Origin of the sequence: Streptomyces sp. NBC_00237 (genome assembly GCF_026342435.1) — a bacterium.
Classification (GTDB): domain Bacteria; phylum Actinomycetota; class Actinomycetes; order Streptomycetales; family Streptomycetaceae; genus Streptomyces.
The window spans coordinates 2918546-2935418 of the sequence record NZ_JAPEMT010000002.1; the positions used below are offsets into that span (position 1 = coordinate 2918546).

General features: G+C 65.1%; 13 protein-coding genes and 3 rRNA genes. 4 read left to right on the forward strand and 12 right to left on the reverse strand.

Translation table 11 applies throughout. The features are described 5' to 3' along the window. Positions 1–170: 170 nt before the first annotated feature. Complete coding sequence (locus tag OG897_RS26840) at positions 171–446, reverse strand: glutaredoxin family protein (RefSeq protein WP_266660156.1); 276 nt, start codon at positions 444–446, stop codon at positions 171–173. A 149-nt stretch (positions 447–595) separates the two neighbouring features. Here OG897_RS26840 and OG897_RS26845 point away from each other — a divergent pair, with 149 nt between their 5' ends. The 3 genes from OG897_RS26845 (at position 596) to OG897_RS26855 (ending at position 4190) form a co-directional block, all read left to right on the forward strand. Next, positions 596–1558, forward strand: coding sequence for an HAD family phosphatase (locus OG897_RS26845; protein WP_266660158.1), 963 nt, complete (start codon positions 596–598; stop codon positions 1556–1558). Positions 1559–1969: 411 nt separating this feature from the next. Next, entirely contained in the window at positions 1970–2758 is a 789-nt protein-coding gene (locus tag OG897_RS26850; protein WP_189821292.1) for an ECF subfamily RNA polymerase sigma factor, BldN family, read from the forward strand. A gap of 217 nt (positions 2759–2975) precedes the next feature. Further along, positions 2976–4190 carry a DUF5667 domain-containing protein gene (locus tag OG897_RS26855; protein WP_266660161.1) on the forward strand — a complete coding sequence of 405 codons (1215 nt, stop codon included), beginning with the start codon at positions 2976–2978 and terminating at the stop codon, positions 4188–4190. Positions 4191–4376: 186 nt separating this feature from the next. Here the strand turns inward: OG897_RS26855 and OG897_RS26860 are convergent, their stop codons facing one another. The 11 genes from OG897_RS26860 to OG897_RS26910 form a co-directional block, all read right to left on the reverse strand. Continuing rightward, positions 4377–5429: a lysophospholipid acyltransferase family protein gene (locus OG897_RS26860; protein WP_266660163.1), complete on the reverse strand. Its 1053-nt coding sequence runs from the start codon at positions 5427–5429 to the stop codon at positions 4377–4379. Position 5430: 1 nt separating this feature from the next. Continuing rightward, a complete protein-coding gene (locus tag OG897_RS26865) occupies positions 5431–6531 on the reverse strand; it encodes an NAD-dependent epimerase/dehydratase family protein (RefSeq protein WP_266660165.1) in 1101 nt (366 codons plus the stop codon). Between the two features lie 240 nt (positions 6532–6771). Then, a complete protein-coding gene (locus OG897_RS26870; protein ID WP_003948845.1) occupies positions 6772–6870 on the reverse strand; it encodes an AURKAIP1/COX24 domain-containing protein in 99 nt (32 codons plus the stop codon). 104 nt (positions 6871–6974) lie between these two features. Beyond that, on the reverse strand, positions 6975–7187 hold the full coding sequence (locus OG897_RS26875; RefSeq protein ID WP_185027739.1) for a helix-turn-helix domain-containing protein: 213 nt from the start codon (positions 7185–7187) through the stop codon (positions 6975–6977). A 129-nt stretch (positions 7188–7316) separates the two neighbouring features. Then, positions 7317–8132 (reverse strand): phosphatase, encoded by an 816-nt coding sequence (locus OG897_RS26880; RefSeq protein ID WP_266660170.1) that lies wholly within the window; start codon positions 8130–8132, stop codon positions 7317–7319. 86 nt (positions 8133–8218) lie between these two features. Continuing rightward, positions 8219–9394 carry an acetoin utilization protein AcuC gene (locus OG897_RS26885; RefSeq protein ID WP_266660174.1) on the reverse strand — a complete coding sequence of 392 codons (1176 nt, stop codon included), beginning with the start codon at positions 9392–9394 and terminating at the stop codon, positions 8219–8221. Next, complete coding sequence (locus OG897_RS26890; RefSeq protein ID WP_266660176.1) at positions 9363–10568, reverse strand: MFS transporter; 1206 nt, start codon at positions 10566–10568, stop codon at positions 9363–9365. Before OG897_RS26890 ends, OG897_RS26885 begins: the two co-directional genes overlap by 32 nt. A 68-nt stretch (positions 10569–10636) precedes the next feature. Beyond that, positions 10637–11281: an HAD family phosphatase gene (locus tag OG897_RS26895; protein WP_266660177.1), complete on the reverse strand. Its 645-nt coding sequence runs from the start codon at positions 11279–11281 to the stop codon at positions 10637–10639. A gap of 74 nt (positions 11282–11355) precedes the next feature. Further along, positions 11356–11472 (reverse strand): 5S ribosomal RNA (gene rrf, locus OG897_RS26900). A gap of 76 nt (positions 11473–11548) precedes the next feature. After that, a 23S ribosomal RNA gene (locus tag OG897_RS26905) occupies positions 11549–14674 on the reverse strand. Positions 14675–14963: 289 nt separating this feature from the next. Then, positions 14964–16489, reverse strand: a 16S ribosomal RNA gene (locus OG897_RS26910). Together the 16S, 23S and 5S rRNA genes form the textbook arrangement of a ribosomal RNA operon. A 135-nt stretch (positions 16490–16624) precedes the next feature. On the opposite strand from OG897_RS26910, the gene OG897_RS26915 reads away from it, so the two are divergent. Continuing rightward, a partial coding sequence (locus tag OG897_RS26915; RefSeq protein ID WP_266660178.1) for a hypothetical protein occupies positions 16625–16873 on the forward strand: 249 nt, incomplete at its 3' end.

A 16873-nucleotide genomic window follows, 5' to 3' on the forward strand; every position in this document is an offset into this window, starting at 1 on the left:
CGTCGCGTCACCCTGGAACCGGAACACACACGGTGACGTCGCCATTCCATCGGGGGCAAACCCGGACACTCTCCTCACAACCCAACCCCCAAGCCACCTCAAACCGCCCCCGATGGTACGCCGCCGAGCCGCCTGCGCCTATCCGTCGCCGGACCGCCCGCGCCCGCCGCCTATCCGCCCAGCTCCCGCCGGAGGCGCCCCGCGTCCACCTTCCAGAACGTGTGCTGCTCCCCGTCGACCAGCACCACCGGAATCTGCTCCCAGTACTCCCGGTGCAGCTCCGCATCCACCGAGATGTCCTTCTCCTCCCACCGCACCCCCAGCTCCCCGCACACCTCACCCACCACCACCCGTGCGTCATCGCACAGATGACACCCGGGCTTCCCGATCAGCGTCACCACCCGCTCGGCGGGCTCCTTCTTCTTGCGTCGCAGCAAAGGGCTCATTCCCCCATTCTGGACGCCCCCACCGACAGCGGACCCAGCACGCCGCCACCACCCGCCCCAGCACGCCGTAACAACCCGGACGCGGAGAGTTCACACCCCCGCAGCCCTCCCGCTCGGGAAGTTCCGAACAGAATCGCTATGCTCACGACATGGCCGCACTGGGATGGCTCACCCCCCGTAGGCGCTCCGCGACCGCACGGAGCGTGCTGGCGGGCGAGGCTGCAGCCGAAGCAGCACGCAAGACGTCACAGGAACTCGAAGAGCTGGAAGCGGCCCGCGCCGCCGAGCCCGGGTCCCCCGACTCCACCGAGCCCGCAGAACCCGAGTTCCCGGTCCCGGGCGACACCAAGGCCGCCGCCTTCTTCGACCTCGACAACACCGTCATGCAGGGCGCCGCGATCTTCCACTTCGGCCGCGGCCTCTACAAGCGGAAGTTCTTCGAGCGCCAGGAACTCGTCCGCTTCGCCTGGCAGCAGGCATGGTTCCGCCTCGCCGGCGTCGAGGACCCCGAGCACATGCAGGACGCCCGCGAGAGCGCCCTGTCCATCGTCAAGGGCCACAAGGTCTCCGAGCTGATGACCATCGGCGAGGAGATCTACGACGAGTACATGGCCGAGCGCATCTGGCCCGGCACCCGCGCCCTCGCCCAGGCCCACCTCGACGCGGGCCAGAAGGTGTGGCTCGTCACCGCCGCCCCCGTCGAGACCGCCACGATTATCGCCCGCCGCCTCGGCCTCACCGGCGCGCTCGGCACCGTCGCCGAGTCCCACGACGGCGTCTACACCGGCCGCCTCGTCGGCGAACCCCTGCACGGCCCCGCCAAGGCGGAGGCCGTCCGCGCCCTCGCCGCCGCCGAAGGGCTCGACCTCACCCGCTGCGCCGCGTACAGCGACAGCCACAACGACATCCCGATGCTCTCCCTCGTCGGGCACCCGTACGCGATCAACCCGGACGCCAAGCTCCGCAAGTACGCCCGCGAACGCGACTGGCGGCTGCGCGACTACCGCACCGGCCGCAAGGCCGCCAAGGTCGGCATCCCGGCCGCCGCCGGAGTCGGCGCGCTCGCCGGAGGCACCGCCGCCGCCCTCGCGCTGCACCGCCGCCGCCGCTGACCGATTCCGCTTCCGATCCCTTTCGTACGAAGAAGGGCCGGGTCAGCCCCACTTGAGGGGGCGGACCCGGCCCTTTTCCGTACGACAGCTGCCCGACGGCCGTGCGAGGGCCAATCCCCAGGTCTTACCCGCCGCACGCCCCCGCCAGTCGCCCTGTCTGCACTCGGCCACAACAGTTCCTGCATTCAGGCAGATCCGGACTCGATTCGATCAACAACCGGTCACTATCTGCTACTTGTTCCGTCACTTAAACGCTACGGAAGCGACGGAAACGGTGATTTGAGCAACTGGGTGTAGCGCTGCCTGTACGAAGCGTTATTCTCCTCAGACGCATTCCGGAACCCATTCATCAGCATCACGAGTGAACAGTCCGGCACTGCACGTGATGGAAGCTCTGCCTCTGGGAGTCCCGTGTACCCACACGTCGGGGTTGACGCCTCGGGCCTGGCTACGCTGCGCGCAACGGTCATCGACCGACTGCGCGGCTTCGTCCCCACCGCGTACGCCGTCCCCGCCTTTGCCACCCCTCTACCCGCAGGACCCTGCTACGCCCTGGCCGACGGCGGTGCCGCCGTCGGCAGACGTAGCCGTGGCGCCGGTGGCGGGTCGGGCACCGGCACGTCCACCGTCCGTCGGCCCACCGCCGACAGCGACAGCGCGCGCATGATGGATCTCGTCGAGCGCGCGCAGGGAGGCGAAGCCGATGCTTTCGGCCGCCTCTACGACCAGTACAGCGACACGGTCTACCGCTACATCTACTACCGCGTCGGCGGAAAGGCGACGGCAGAAGACCTGACCAGCGAGACGTTCCTGCGCGCCCTGCGGAGGATCTCCACCTTCACCTGGCAGGGCCGCGATTTCGGCGCCTGGCTGGTCACGATCGCCCGGAACCTGGTCGCGGACCACTTCAAATCGAGCCGATTCAGGCTCGAAGTGACCACGGGCGAAATGCTCGACGCCAACGAAGTCGAGCGCAGCCCCGAGGACTCCGTACTGGAGTCCCTCTCCAACGCGGCACTGCTCGAAGCCGTGCGGAAGCTCAATCCGCAGCAGCAGGAGTGCGTCACACTCCGCTTCCTGCAAGGGCTCTCGGTCGCCGAGACCGCCCGCGTCATGGGCAAGAACGAAGGCGCGATCAAAACGCTCCAGTACCGAGCGGTCCGCACCCTCGCCCGCCTCCTCCCCGACGACGCCAGGTGACGGCTCGATCACCAGCTGTCGAAACGTGACCTCTTCGGCAGTCGGATCATCTTTCGTCCGTAACCCAAGTGCCCGGCGGCTCGTTGTGCGGGATGCAGGCTCCCTGCGGTCACGCCATGCCCGCAGCCACTCACTCCATCGTGTGAATGTGCTCATGGCGTGCACCCTTCCGGATCACCCGGGGAGTCGATCGTCATGACGAGAGGAGGTGCCGCCAGTGATCGCTAACGTATCGGCGCACCGGCGGGCCAACGCCTTCGCCCAGGCCCTGGAGGACCAGGAACTCCAGGGCACGGCGGCCGAACAGCCCGAAGGTACGGCCGGAGCAGCCGAAGGGTCCGCCGACCAGGGAGCACTGCTCTCCCTGGTCGGCGGCCTCGGCGACCTGCCCGCACCCGAAATGGACCCCGAGGTCAAAGTGGTGCAACGAGCCCAGCTCGTCGCCGCCATGGAAGCCATGTTGCTGGAAGGCACCGCAGCAGGACCCGCGGTCCCTCCGGTGCCCGAGCAGCGCAGCGGCCGGGGGGCCCACCGGGCCCTCCACAAATTGCGCCCCCGCTCCCGCTGGTCGAAAGGACTGGCGGCGGGCGGACTCACCGTCGGAGTCGCGGCCGGAGCCTTCGGCGGCGTCGCCGCCGCCAGCTCCAACGCCCTCCCAGGTGATTCGCTGTACGGGCTCAAGCGCGGCATGGAAGATCTGAAACTCACCATGGCGGACGACGAGTCCGACCGAGGGCAGATCTACCTCGACCAGGCATCCACCAGGCTCCAGGAGGCCCGACGCCTCATGGACCGGGGCAGGGCAGCCGACCTCGACCACGAGCAACTGGGCGAAGTAAGACGCACGTTGACCGGGATGAAGCACGACGTGGGCGAGGGCCACCGGCTCCTCTACCAGGCGTACGAGAGAGACGGGAACATCGGCCCCATCCAGGCCCTGAACGCGTTCTCCCAATCCCATCGCGACAGTTGGAGCAGTCTGCGCGGCCTGCTGCCCGCCCAACTGGGCGACGTGGGCTCGCAGGTGAGCTCGGTCTTCGACGCCATAGACCAAGAGGTCGGCCCCCTCAGGTCCCTGCTGCCCGCGCTGCCGCAGTCCGACCAGAAACCGGCCGCCCCGGACGCCCACAAGGACCGCCCCGGCACCCCGCACCGCACCGACGGGACCCGTCCCGCCGCCCCCGGCACCACCCCGGGCCGCCCCCAACAGGGCAAGCCCGGCACCCCTCCGCCCGCCTCCTCGGACGGCAAGCCGTCCGACGGACTGATCGGCGGCGCGGGCGACCTGCTGGACCCCCCGTCCAACAAGCCCGCACCGTCCGCCCCCGCCAAACCCGCCAAGCCCGCAGTCCCCGACGTCACGATCCCGCCCATCCTCCCGGACGTACTCCCGGGCCTGGGCATCGACGGCGAGGACACCAGCAGGCAGTAGCCACACGTCTGGTGCGGCGGCGGTCGGTTCGTTCTTCTGGACCCCGGTCTTCTGGACCCCGGTCTAGAAGAACACCGACCGCCGCTGCACGAGCAGCTTGGCCCCTCCGTGTGCTGTTCTCGCACCGCTCCGCGGGCTTCGAACAGCTGCGCCGGACTCCGTCCGTCGGCCCCGGGCATACCGGGCCTAGAAGAACACCGACCGCCGCTGCACGAGCAGCTTGTACAACGTGTGCTGGATCTGCTCCCGCACCTGATCCGTCAGGTTGAACATCAGCATCGGGTCCTCGGCCGCGTCCGCCGCGTACCCCTTGGTCTCGATCGGCTCGCCGAACTGGATCGTCCACTTCGTCGGCAGCGGCACCGCCCCCAGCGGCCCCAGCCACGGAAACGTCGGCGTGATCGGGAAGTACGGGAATCCGAGCACCCGCGCCAGCGTCTTGGAGTTCCCAATCATCGGGTATATCTCCTCCGCCCCCACGATCGAGCACGGCACGATCGGCGCCCCCGCCCGCAGCGCGGTCGACACGAAGCCGCCCCGCCCGAAGCGCTGGAGCTTGTACCGCTCGCTGAACGGCTTCCCGATCCCCTTGAACCCCTCGGGCATCACACCCACCAGCTCGCCCCGCTCCAGGAGCGCCTGCGCGTCCTGCGCGCACGCCAGGGTGTGCCCGGCCTTGCGCGCCAGCTCGTTCACCACGGGCAGCACGAACACGAGGTCTGCGGCCAGCAGCCGCAGGTGCCGCCCCGCCGGGTGCTCGTCGTGCACGGCCGCCTGGAGCATCAGCCCGTCCAGCGGCAGCGTCCCGGAGTGGTTCGCGACGATCAGCGCCCCGCCCTCGGCGGGGATGTTCTCGATCCCCTTCACCTCGACCCGGAAGTACTTCTCGTAGAACGGCCTGATCATCGACATCAGGACCTGGTCGGTGAGCTCCTTGTCGTACCCGAACTCGTCGACCTCGTAGTCCCCGGTGATCCGACGCCGCAGGAACGCCAGCCCGCCCGCGATCCGCCGCTCCAGCGAGCCGCCCCGCTCCTGCTGCCCCGCGGACTCCTCCACGGGCTCCTGAGGTCCTTCGTCCTCCACCGGCGTCCGCTGCTCCGGTACGGGCGCGAGCGCGCCGCCCTGGGCCGCACCCTTGCGCGGGCCGCCACGCTTGCCTGACCCCGGGCGCGAGCCCCCCGTGCCCCGCCGCGACCGCGGCTCGTCACCGAAGGGGATGACCTTGGCGTCGGCCATGTCAGATGCGCTCCTTGGATTCCGTGTCCGTCGAAGAGGACGTCCCGCTTCTCGGTCGTACGATCCGGGCGAGCCCCAGGGCATGTCCGGCCGCCCGGTCCACCGTACGGGCGAGGAGCTCGGGCGGCAGCAGCCCGCCGCCCCGGCTGCGGGCGAAGTCCTCGAAGGTCTCCACCGTCGTGTACTTGGGGTCGAAGCCGAGGGTCTCGCGCATCTGCGAGGTCCGCACCACCCGGCCGTGCGTCAGCAGCCGTATCTGCTCCGGCGAGAAGTCGCTCATCCCGACCGTCCGCAGCGCGGACCCCACCCAGCGCACGGCGGGCAGCAGGAACGGCACGGTCGGCCGTCCCAGCCTGCGCGCGCACTGCGAGAGCAGCAGCACTCCGTCCCCCGCAACGTTGAACGTCCCGCTGTTGAGCGTCCCGCGCCGGGGCTCGTGCGCGGCGATCCGCAGGATCTCCACGACGTCGTCCTCGTGGACGAACTGGAGCCTCGGGTCGTACCCGAAGACGGTCGGCAGCGCGGGCAGCGAGAAGTAGTCGGCGAGCGGCGAATCGGCGCACGGCCCGAGGATGTTCGCGAACCTCAGCACGCACACGGCGACGTCCGGACGCCGCCGGGCGAACCCCCGTACGTACCCCTCGACCTCGACGGCGTCCTTCGCGAAGCCCCCGCTCGGCAGCGACTTCGGCGGCGTGGACTCGCCGAAGACGGCCGGGTCGCGGGGCGCGGACCCGTACACACTCGTCGTGGACTTCACGACCAGGCGCTGCACGGTCGGCGACTTCTGGCACGCGCCGAGGAGCTGCATGGTCCCGATGACGTTGGTCTCTTTGACGGTGGCCCGGCCCCCGCCCCCGCCGAGCGGAGTGCCGGTGACGTCCATGTGGACGACCGTGTCGACCCCGTACTCGGCGAGGACCCGCGCGATCGCGGGCTGCCGGATGTCCGCCCGCACGAAATCGGCGCCGCCGAGATGGTGCTCGGGCGGAATGGCGTCGACCCCGATCACCCGGTCCACCTCCGGGTCCCGCTGCACGCGCCGCACGAAGCGGCCCCCCAGCTGCCGGGCCACACCTGTGACGAGCACGACCTTGCCCAAGATCAGCGCCTTCCCCTCGGTCTCCCCGGCCCCCGGTCGGGCCGGGTCTCCTGGGTCTCCCCTGGGGCCACGGTAGCGCCTGGATGTTGCGCTGTGATGTCCGCCCGGGACTCTCGGTCGCCCCGTGGGCCCCGTACGCCACGCCCGCACGCGGCCTCGCGGCCGGGCACGCAGAACGGCCCCCCTGCCATTGCTGACAGGGGGGCCGTTCCGGACTGCGTAAACGCGTAAAGCCGTCGCTTACTTCTTGTTGCGACGCTGGACGCGCGTGCGCTTCAGCAGCTTGCGGTGCTTCTTCTTAGCCATCCGCTTGCGCCGCTTCTTGATAACAGAGCCCACGACAACCCTCGCTTCTCTTCACTGGTGCGGGGCGTCTGGGCCCACACGACCTACAAGGGCCTAGCCTACCGCCCACCGAGTGAGGGACGTAATCCGAGGGCGATCTAGGCCGTCTCGACCCCCACGAAGGACTCTCGGAGGTACTCGTGAACCGCTTGCTCCGGCACCCGGAAGGACCTGCCCACCCGGATCGCCGGCAGATGACCGCTGTGCACCAAGCGGTACACGGTCATCTTTGACACTCGCATCACCGAGGCGACTTCCGCCACGGTCAGAAACTTGACCTCGTTGAGAGGCCGCTCGCCTGAAGCAGTCATGACCCACCTGTACCTTCCGCACATGACGCGCACCGGCTTCCCCTTCCGGTGACTCTTCGTCGCTGTGCGCTCACTCCCCAGACTAGGGGCGTGTGATGCGAGTGGGGAAGAGGAGATGCGATCGGCCCGCTACCGTGACAGACACGCTCGATTGAGTACATAGCGAGTAAGCGGTCGGTAGTAATCAGACCGCACACCGTCATCAAGTGGAACGGCCACGGACACCCGCCCCTCCTCCTCCCCGACGAACACCGCGGGGTCGTCGACGTCCGCCGGTCCGATCGCCTCAAACCCCAGCTGACCTGCACCGCAGACCCATCCGTGGTCCCCGACGACGAGCCCGGGAAGGGGCCCTCCCCCCTCTGCGGCAGCCTCCAGAACCACCCGAACCGGCAGTGGAGAATGGGAGTGCACGCCGGGGTCACTCGCACCGAGCCGCGCGCCGGGTTCGCGCACCAGCGCGACTCCTCGTACGTAGTCAAGGTTGTACGTACGTACGCCGAACCGGGTCGTTATGTCGACACGCTTCCCCTGCGCGGGGGTGAGCACTTCACACCCCGCCGCCGACATCGCGTCTGCCAACTCGGCGTAGAAGCCCAGCAAACGATGCGGGTGCCCGGTCCCGAACAACACCGGCACCCTCCTCGCCGCCGCCTCCCCCACCCTCTCGGCGAAGGCATCCAGGGCCGCCAACGTCCGCTCCGGATCAATCGCATCGGGCCCCTCCCGATACCCCAAGTCCCCCGACACCCCACACTTCCGTGCCATCAGCTCCACCAACTCACCCTCCCCCCAACCCCGTTGAGGCTCCAACCCGATCAACACCCTCGGATCCCCCGCCCCGAAAAGCCGATAGCTCCGCAGACTCACCTCCCTCGACGTCGCCACGACTCCCGCCAGCCGCGCCGCCAACAAATGCGCCCTCACTACCCCACGACTCAACACCCCTCCATGCTCCCAACCCCCCACCCCCCTGTCCCCCGAACCCCGCCCCTCCCCCACGAACAGCCCAACCCCTCCCCCCTCCGCCCCTAAGCCAGCAGCCCCCTCAGCGGAAACACCGCCCTCCTCACCGCCAGCACCGCCTGATCCACCCGATCCCCCGGGTCGTATCCCTCCTCCCATCCCCGCCAAGCCACCGTCCGCCCATCCGTCATCCGCCCCGGCCCCAACTTCCCTCGCAGCCCCCGCACTTGCTCCCTCCACACCTCCGGAATCTCCGCCTCCGGCTCCACCGGCCGGTGCCCCGCGATCCCCACCAAATGCGTCCAGGCCCTCGGCACGACATCCACCACCGCGTATCCCCCGCCCCCGAGCGCCAGCCACCGCCCTCCCTCCACATACTCGTGCGCCAGCTCATGACACGCCGCCTGCACCGCCCGCTGCGCATCCAGCGAAACCGCCAGATCCGCCAACGGATCTTCGACATGCGTATCCGCCCCGTGCTGCGACACCAGCACCTGCGGCCGGAACTCCGCCAACAGCTCCGGCACCACCGCGTGGAACGCCCGCAGCCACCCCGCGTCCCCGGTCCCCACCGGCAACGCCACATTCACCGAGGTCCCCTCCGCAGGACCGGCAGGCCCGGTCTCCTCCGGCCACCCCGTCCCCGGAAACAAGAACCTCGGATGCTCATGCACCGAAATCGTCAGAACCCGCGGATCGTCCCAGAAAGCGGTCTGCACCCCATCCCCGTGATGGACGTCCACATCCACATACGCGACCCTCTCCGCCCCCATCTCCAACAACCGCGCGATCGCCAGCGCCGCGTCGTTGTACACACAGAACCCCGCCGCCGCCCCCGGCATCGCATGGTGCAGCCCACCCGCGAAATTCACCGCATGCGCCGTCTCCCCCCGCCACAACGCCTCCGCGGCCCCCACCGACTGCCCGGCGATCAACGCCGAAGCCTCGTGCATCCCAGCGAAGGCAGGATCGTCCACGGTCCCCAGCCCGTACCCGGGGTCCGCTTCTCCCGGCGCCCTCGACGCCGCCCGCACCGCCGCGACGTAGTCCTCCCGGTGCACCAGCCGCAACGTGGAGTCCCCCGCCGCCGGCGCGGCCACCACATCCACCACCCCGTCCAGCCCGAAGGCCCGCACCAACCCCATGGTCAGCTCAAGCCTGACCGGATCCATCGGGTGGTGCGGGCCGAAGTTGTACGCCGTGACGGCGTCATCCCACATCAACAGTGCGCGGCCGCTCATGCCCGCCACCGTATCGGTCGCCCTCCGGCGCGAAGGACCGGGCGTACACCAGCGTCACCAACACCAGAACCATCGGTACGAGCATCGCCCCCCGGTAGTTCCAGGCGTCCCCGATCACCCCCACCAACGGCGACCCCACCAGGAACCCCACGTAGTTGAAGACGTTCAACCGAGCCACCGCCTGGTCACTGTGCCCAGGGAACATCCGCCCCGCCGCCGCGAAGGTCTGCGGCACGATCACGCACAACCCCAGCCCCAGCAAGGTGAATCCAGCCATACCGACCCACGCCCCCGGAGCCGCCGCCACCACCCCGAACCCCACCGCAGCCACCACGGCCCCGCCCCGCACCACAGCCACCGCCCCGAACTTCCGCACCCCGAGGTCCCCGACAGCCCGCCCCAGCAGCGTCGTCACCATGTAGACGTTGTACGGAACGGTCGCCAGCGCCTCCGACGAACCCAGCACGTCCTGAAGGTACTTGGCACTCCAATTCGAAACCGTCGAGTCCCCGATGTACGCGAACGCCATCACCATGCACAACGGCAACAGCAACGTGAACGAGAACGCCCCGGCCCCCTTCGCCGCAGCCGCGACGCCCGCCCCCTCCCCCGACACCGCGTCCACGTACCACCGGCTCCCCACCAACACCACCGGCACCAAGACGCACACCACCGGCAGATACGACACCAGCAGCGACAGCCCCCAGTGCGCCCCCACCCACGCCAGCGAGGCCCCCAGGATCCCACCGAGGCTGTACACCGCGTGAAATCCGAGCATGATGCTCCGCCCGTACGCCCGCTGAAGGCTGACCCCGAGCATGTTCATGGACGCGTCCAGCATCCCGACCGCCAGCCCGAACACCCCGAGCGCGACGGCCACATGCCACATCTCCCGCCCCGCCCCGACCCCCAGGAGCGCCAGCAGCACGACGGGCTGCGACCACCTCAGTACGGCCGCAGGCCCGCCCCTCTTCGCCACCGCCTCGGCGACGAAGCTGCCCACTCCCGCCAGGATCGGCACAGCCGCCAGGAAGATCGGAAGCACCGCGTCCGACATCCCGTACTGCTTCTGGAGCGCGGGTATGCGGGTCACGAGGATCGCGAAGGCGAGCCCCTGCGCGAAAAAGCTCAACGCCAAAGAAGCCCTGCCGTGCCGCAGGCGCGCATCTGTCATGAACGGTGAGCGTACGACCCAGACCTACCAGTGGGTAGATGGATCACACGCCCAATCTCGCCGCACTCTCACCCCAGCAGCCCGAGCAGCTCCTTCATATCCGAGAAGTACCCGTTCGCCCCCTGCAACCGGTCCGCGGGCGTCATCGCGGTGAACCCGTACACGTCCATCCCCGCGGCCTGTGCCGCCTGCACTCCGAGCGGACTGTCCTCGATGACGACGCATCGCTCGGGTGCCACCCCCATCCGTTCCGCCGCGTAGAGAAACAGATCCGGCGCGGGCTTCCCCTTCCCCACATCTTCGGAGCTGAACAGCCACTCTTCCTCGAACCATTCGTCCAGCCCGGTCCTGCGGTGCCCGACCCGAATCCGCTCATGGCTCCCGGACGACGCCACACAGTACGGAATCCCTTCCGCGACCAGCTCCGCCAGGACCTCCTCCACACCCGGCACCGGCTGGAGCTCCCGCTCGAACGCGGCGAAGACCCGCTCGTGCAGCCGGTCCCCGAAGTCCTCGGGCAGCTCCTGCCCCGTTCTCTCCCGCACGAGGTCGTGCACGCGGTGCACGGCGGCCCCCATGTAGTCCCTCAGGGAGTCCTCGTACGTCGTGGGGTGTCCCAGCTCCGTCAGGTACCCGGACAGAATCCTGTTCGAGAGCGGCTCGCTGTCCACGAGCACGCCGTCGTTGTCGAAGATGACCAGTTCGTAGCGCATGACTTGACCATAAACGCAAAAAAGCCGCTGCCCCCGAGTCAACAGACTCGGGGGCAGCGGCTTTTTTAAAATTTGTTCGGCGGCGTCCTACTCTCCCACAGGGTCCCCCCTGCAGTACCATCGGCGCTGAAAGGCTTAGCTTCCGGGTTCGAAATGTAACCGGGCGTTTCCCTAACGCTATGACCACCGAAACACTATGAAATTTGAACGCTGGTGTTTTCACAGCTGTTCGTTATTTCAGAACTAACACAGTGGACGCGAGCAACTGAGGACAAGCCCTCGGCCTATTAGTACCAGTCAGCTCCACCCGTTACCGGGCTTCCACATCTGGCCTATCAACCCAGTCGTCTACTGGGAGCCTTAACCCCTCAAAGGGGGTGGGAATACTCATCTCGAAGCAGGCTTCCCGCTTAGATGCTTTCAGCGGTTATCCTTTCCGAACGTAGCCAACCAGCCATGCCCTTGGCAGGACAACTGGCACACCAGAGGTTCGTCCGTCCCGGTCCTCTCGTACTAGGGACAGCCCTTCTCAATATTCCTACGCGCACAGAGGATAGGGACCGAACTGTCTCACGACGTTCTAAACCCAGCTCGCGTACCGCTTTAATGGGCGAACAGCCCAACCCTTGGGACCGACTCCAGCCCCAGGATGCGACGAGCCGACATCGAGGTGCCAAACCATCCCGTCGATATGGACTCTTGGGGAAGATCAGCCTGTTATCCCCGGGGTACCTTTTATCCGTTGAGCGACAGCGCTTCCACAAGCCACTGCCGGATCACTAGTCCCGACTTTCGTCCCTGCTCGACCCGTCGGTCTCACAGTCAAGCTCCCTTGTGCACTTACACTCAACACCTGATTGCCAACCAGGCTGAGGGAACCTTTGGGCGCCTCCGTTACTCTTTAGGAGGCAACCGCCCCAGTTAAACTACCCATCAGACACTGTCCCTGATCCGGATCACGGACCTAGGTTAGACATCCAGCACGACCAGAGTGGTATTTCAACGGCGACTCCACCATGACTGGCGTCACAGCTTCACAGTCTCCCACCTATCCTACACAAGCCGAACCGAACACCAATATCAAACTGTAGTAAAGGTCCCGGGGTCTTTCCGTCCTTCTGCGCGAAACGAGCATCTTTACTCGTAGTGCAATTTCACCGGGCCTATGGTTGAGACAGTCGAGAAGTCGTTACGCCATTCGTGCAGGTCGGAACTTACCCGACAAGGAATTTCGCTACCTTAGGATGGTTATAGTTACCACCGCCGTTTACTGGCGCTTAAGTTCTCAGCTTCGCAACCCCGAAAGATCACTAACCGGTCCCCTTAACGTTCCAGCACCGGGCAGGCGTCAGTCCGTATACATCGCCTTACGGCTTCGCACGGACCTGTGTTTTTAGTAAACAGTCGCTTCTCGCTGGTCTCTGCGGCCACCCCCAGCTCATGAAGTAAATTCAATCACCGGTGATGGCCCCCCTTCTCCCGAAGTTACGGGGGCATTTTGCCGAGTTCCTTAACCATAGTTCACCCGAACGCCTCGGTATTCTCTACCTGACCACCTGAGTCGGTTTAGGGTACGGGCCGCCATGAAACTCGCTAGAGGCTTTTCTCGACAGCATAGGATCATCCACTTCACCACAATCGGCTCGGCATCAGGTCTCAGCCTTAATGTGTGACGGATTTGCCTATCACACGGCCTACACCCTTACCCCGGGAACTACCACCGCCCGGGTTGGACTACCTTCCTGCGTCACCCCATCGCTTACCTAGTACAGATCCGGGTCACCGGCTCCACCACTTTCCTTTCCCCGAAGGGTCCGGAACGGCTTCACGGGCTTAGCATCGTCTGATTCAGTATTGGGCGTTTCAAAGCGGGTACCGGAATATCAACCGGTTGTCCATCGACTACGCCTGTCGGCCTCGCCTTAGGTCCCGACTTACCCTGGGCAGATCAGCTTGACCCAGGAACCCTTAGTCAATCGGCGCACACGTTTCTCACGTGTGTATCGCTACTCATGCCTGCATTCTCACTCGTGAACCGTCCACAACTCGCTTCCGCGGCTGCTTCACCCGGCACACGACGCTCCCCTACCCATCCCAGCCCCCGTTGGGGGTATGTGCTGGAATGACACGACTTCGGCGGTACGCTTGAGCCCCGCTACATTGTCGGCGCGGAATCACTTGACCAGTGAGCTATTACGCACTCTTTCAAGGGTGGCTGCTTCTAAGCCAACCTCCTGGTTGTCTCTGCGACTCCACATCCTTTCCCACTTAGCGTACGCTTAGGGGCCTTAGTCGATGCTCTGGGCTGTTTCCCTCTCGACCATGGAGCTTATCCCCCACAGTCTCACTGCCGTGCTCTCACTTACCGGCATTCGGAGTTTGGCTAAGGTCAGTAACCCGGTAGGGCCCATCGCCTATCCAGTGCTCTACCTCCGGCAAGAAACACACGACGCTGCACCTAAATGCATTTCGGGGAGAACCAGCTATCACGGAGTTTGATTGGCCTTTCACCCCTAACCACAGGTCATCCCCCAGGTTTTCAACCCTGGTGGGTTCGGTCCTCCACGAAGTCTTACCTCCGCTTCAACCTGCCCATGGCTAGATCACTCCGCTTCGGGTCTAGAGCGTGCAACTCAATCGCCCTATTCGGACTCGCTTTCGCTACGGCTTCCCCACACGGGTTAACCTCGCTACACACCGCTAACTCGCAGGCTCATTCTTCAAAAGGCACGCAGTCACGACTGCCATTCCGAAGAATGACAGCGACGCTCCCACGGCTTGTAGGCACACGGTTTCAGGTACTATTTCACTCCGCTCCCGCGGTACTTTTCACCATTCCCTCACGGTACTATCCGCTATCGGTCATCAGGGAATATTTAGGCTTAACGGGTGGTCCCGCCAGATTCACACGGGATTTCTCGGGCCCCGTGCTACTTGGGTGTCTCTCAAACGAGCCGTTGATGTTTCAGCTACGGGGGTCTTACCCTCTACGCCGGACCTTTCGCATGTCCTTCGCCTACACCAACGGTTTCTGACTCGTCTCACGTCCGGCAGAACGTGAAAGAGAGATCCCACAACCCCGCATGCGCAACCCCTGCCGGGTATCACACGCATACGGTTTGGCCTCATCCGGTTTCGCTCGCCACTACTCCCGGAATCACGGTTGTTTTCTCTTCCTGCGGGTACTGAGATGTTTCACTTCCCCGCGTTCCCTCCACATACCCTATGTGTTCAGGTATGGGTGACAGCCCATGACGACTGCCGGGTTTCCCCATTCGGACACCCCCGGATCAAAGCTCGGTTGACAGCTCCCCGGGGCCTATCGTGGCCTCCCACGTCCTTCATCGGTTCCTGATGCCAAGGCATCCACCGTGTGCCCTTAAAAACTTGGCCACAGATGCTCGCGTCCACTGTGCAGTTCTCAAACAACGACCAGCCACCCATCACCCCGCTCCGAAGAACGAGTGCACTGGGACCGGCACTGAAGTACAGCCTCACGGCCGTGCCTTCAGACACCCAACAGCGTGCCCGACCCGGATTCTGCACGTTCCACGCCGAAGCAGTACTTGTGTCCCTCACCGAACCGTGCCGAATAGTCAACGTTCCACCCATGAGCAACCACCGCCGGACATTTGCCGACGAAATGGTCTCTGGACACCAGTGGTGTCTAGATGCTCCTTAGAAAGGAGGTGATCCAGCCGCACCTTCCGGTACGGCTACCTTGTTACGACTTCGTCCCAATCGCCAGTCCCACCTTCGACAGCTCCCTCCCACAAGGGGTTGGGCCACCGGCTTCGGGTGTTACCGACTTTCGTGACGTGACGGGCGGTGTGTACAAGGCCCGGGAACGTATTCACCGCAGCAATGCTGATCTGCGATTACTAGCAACTCCGACTTCATGGGGTCGAGTTGCAGACCCCAATCCGAACTGAGACCGGCTTTTTGAGATTCGCTCCGCCTCACGACATCGCAGCTCATTGTACCGGCCATTGTAGCACGTGTGCAGCCCAAGACATAAGGGGCATGATGACTTGACGTCGTCCCCACCTTCCTCCGAGTTGACCCCGGCAGTCTCCTGTGAGTCCCCACCACCCCGAAGGGCGTGCTGGCAACACAGAACAAGGGTTGCGCTCGTTGCGGGACTTAACCCAACATCTCACGACACGAGCTGACGACAGCCATGCACCACCTGTATACCGACCACAAGGGGGGCACCATCTCTGATGCTTTCCGGTATATGTCAAGCCTTGGTAAGGTTCTTCGCGTTGCGTCGAATTAAGCCACATGCTCCGCTGCTTGTGCGGGCCCCCGTCAATTCCTTTGAGTTTTAGCCTTGCGGCCGTACTCCCCAGGCGGGGAACTTAATGCGTTAGCTGCGGCACCGACGACGTGGAATGTCGCCAACACCTAGTTCCCAACGTTTACGGCGTGGACTACCAGGGTATCTAATCCTGTTCGCTCCCCACGCTTTCGCTCCTCAGCGTCAGTAATGGCCCAGAGATCCGCCTTCGCCACCGGTGTTCCTCCTGATATCTGCGCATTTCACCGCTACACCAGGAATTCCGATCTCCCCTACCACACTCTAGCCTGCCCGTATCGAATGCAGACCCGGGGTTAAGCCCCGGGCTTTCACATCCGACGTGACAAGCCGCCTACGAGCTCTTTACGCCCAATAATTCCGGACAACGCTCGCACCCTACGTATTACCGCGGCTGCTGGCACGTAGTTAGCCGGTGCTTCTTCTGCAGGTACCGTCACTTGCGCTTCTTCCCTGCTGAAAGAGGTTTACAACCCGAAGGCCGTCATCCCTCACGCGGCGTCGCTGCATCAGGCTTTCGCCCATTGTGCAATATTCCCCACTGCTGCCTCCCGTAGGAGTCTGGGCCGTGTCTCAGTCCCAGTGTGGCCGGTCGCCCTCTCAGGCCGGCTACCCGTCGTCGCCTTGGTAGGCCATTACCCCACCAACAAGCTGATAGGCCGCGGGCTCATCCTTCACCGCCGGAGCTTTTAACCCCCGCCCATGCAGGCAGGAGTGTTATCCGGTATTAGACCCCGTTTCCAGGGCTTGTCCCAGAGTGAAGGGCAGATTGCCCACGTGTTACTCACCCGTTCGCCACTAATCCACCCCGAAGGGCTTCATCGTTCGACTTGCATGTGTTAAGCACGCCGCCAGCGTTCGTCCTGAGCCAGGATCAAACTCTCCGTGAATGTTTACCCGTGATCGGGTGAACACATCGGAAGAGCGGAACAGCCACCATCGGAATAAGACGGTGTGTTCCTGCGTCCTCGCTAGTGTTTGCCTGCTTGCCGCATGGGCCAGCAGGACTTCAAAGGAACCTCAACTTGCCGAAGCAAGTCGGGGTATCAACATATTTGGCGTTGACTTTTGGCACGCTGTTGAGTTCTCAAGGAACGGACGCTTCCTTTGTACTCACCCTCGCGGGCTTTCCTCCGGACGTTTCGTTCGGTGTTTCTTGTTTTGCTTTGTTCTTGCGTTTCCGACTCTATCAGACTGTTTCCAGTGCCGATTTCCTCGGTGCTTTCCAGGTTCTTCGCTTTCGCGTTTTCCCTTTCCGGCGGTTCCGACTCTAT

What these genes read in the sequence shown, in the direction of transcription:
- OG897_RS26840 (WP_266660156.1), bottom strand. Translation starts at nt 446, where the DNA reads ATGAGCCCTTTGCTGCGACGCAAGAAGAAGGAGCCCGCCGAGCGGGTG.
- OG897_RS26845 (WP_266660158.1), top strand. Translation starts at nt 596, where the DNA reads ATGGCCGCACTGGGATGGCTCACCCCCCGTAGGCGCTCCGCGACCGCA.
- OG897_RS26860 (WP_266660163.1), bottom strand. Translation starts at nt 5,429, where the DNA reads ATGGCCGACGCCAAGGTCATCCCCTTCGGTGACGAGCCGCGGTCGCGG.
- OG897_RS26875 (WP_185027739.1), bottom strand. Translation starts at nt 7,187, where the DNA reads ATGACTGCTTCAGGCGAGCGGCCTCTCAACGAGGTCAAGTTTCTGACC.
- OG897_RS26885 (WP_266660174.1), bottom strand. Translation starts at nt 9,394, where the DNA reads ATGAGCGGCCGCGCACTGTTGATGTGGGATGACGCCGTCACGGCGTAC.
- OG897_RS26890 (WP_266660176.1), bottom strand. Translation starts at nt 10,568, where the DNA reads ATGACAGATGCGCGCCTGCGGCACGGCAGGGCTTCTTTGGCGTTGAGC.
- OG897_RS26895 (WP_266660177.1), bottom strand. Translation starts at nt 11,281, where the DNA reads ATGCGCTACGAACTGGTCATCTTCGACAACGACGGCGTGCTCGTGGAC.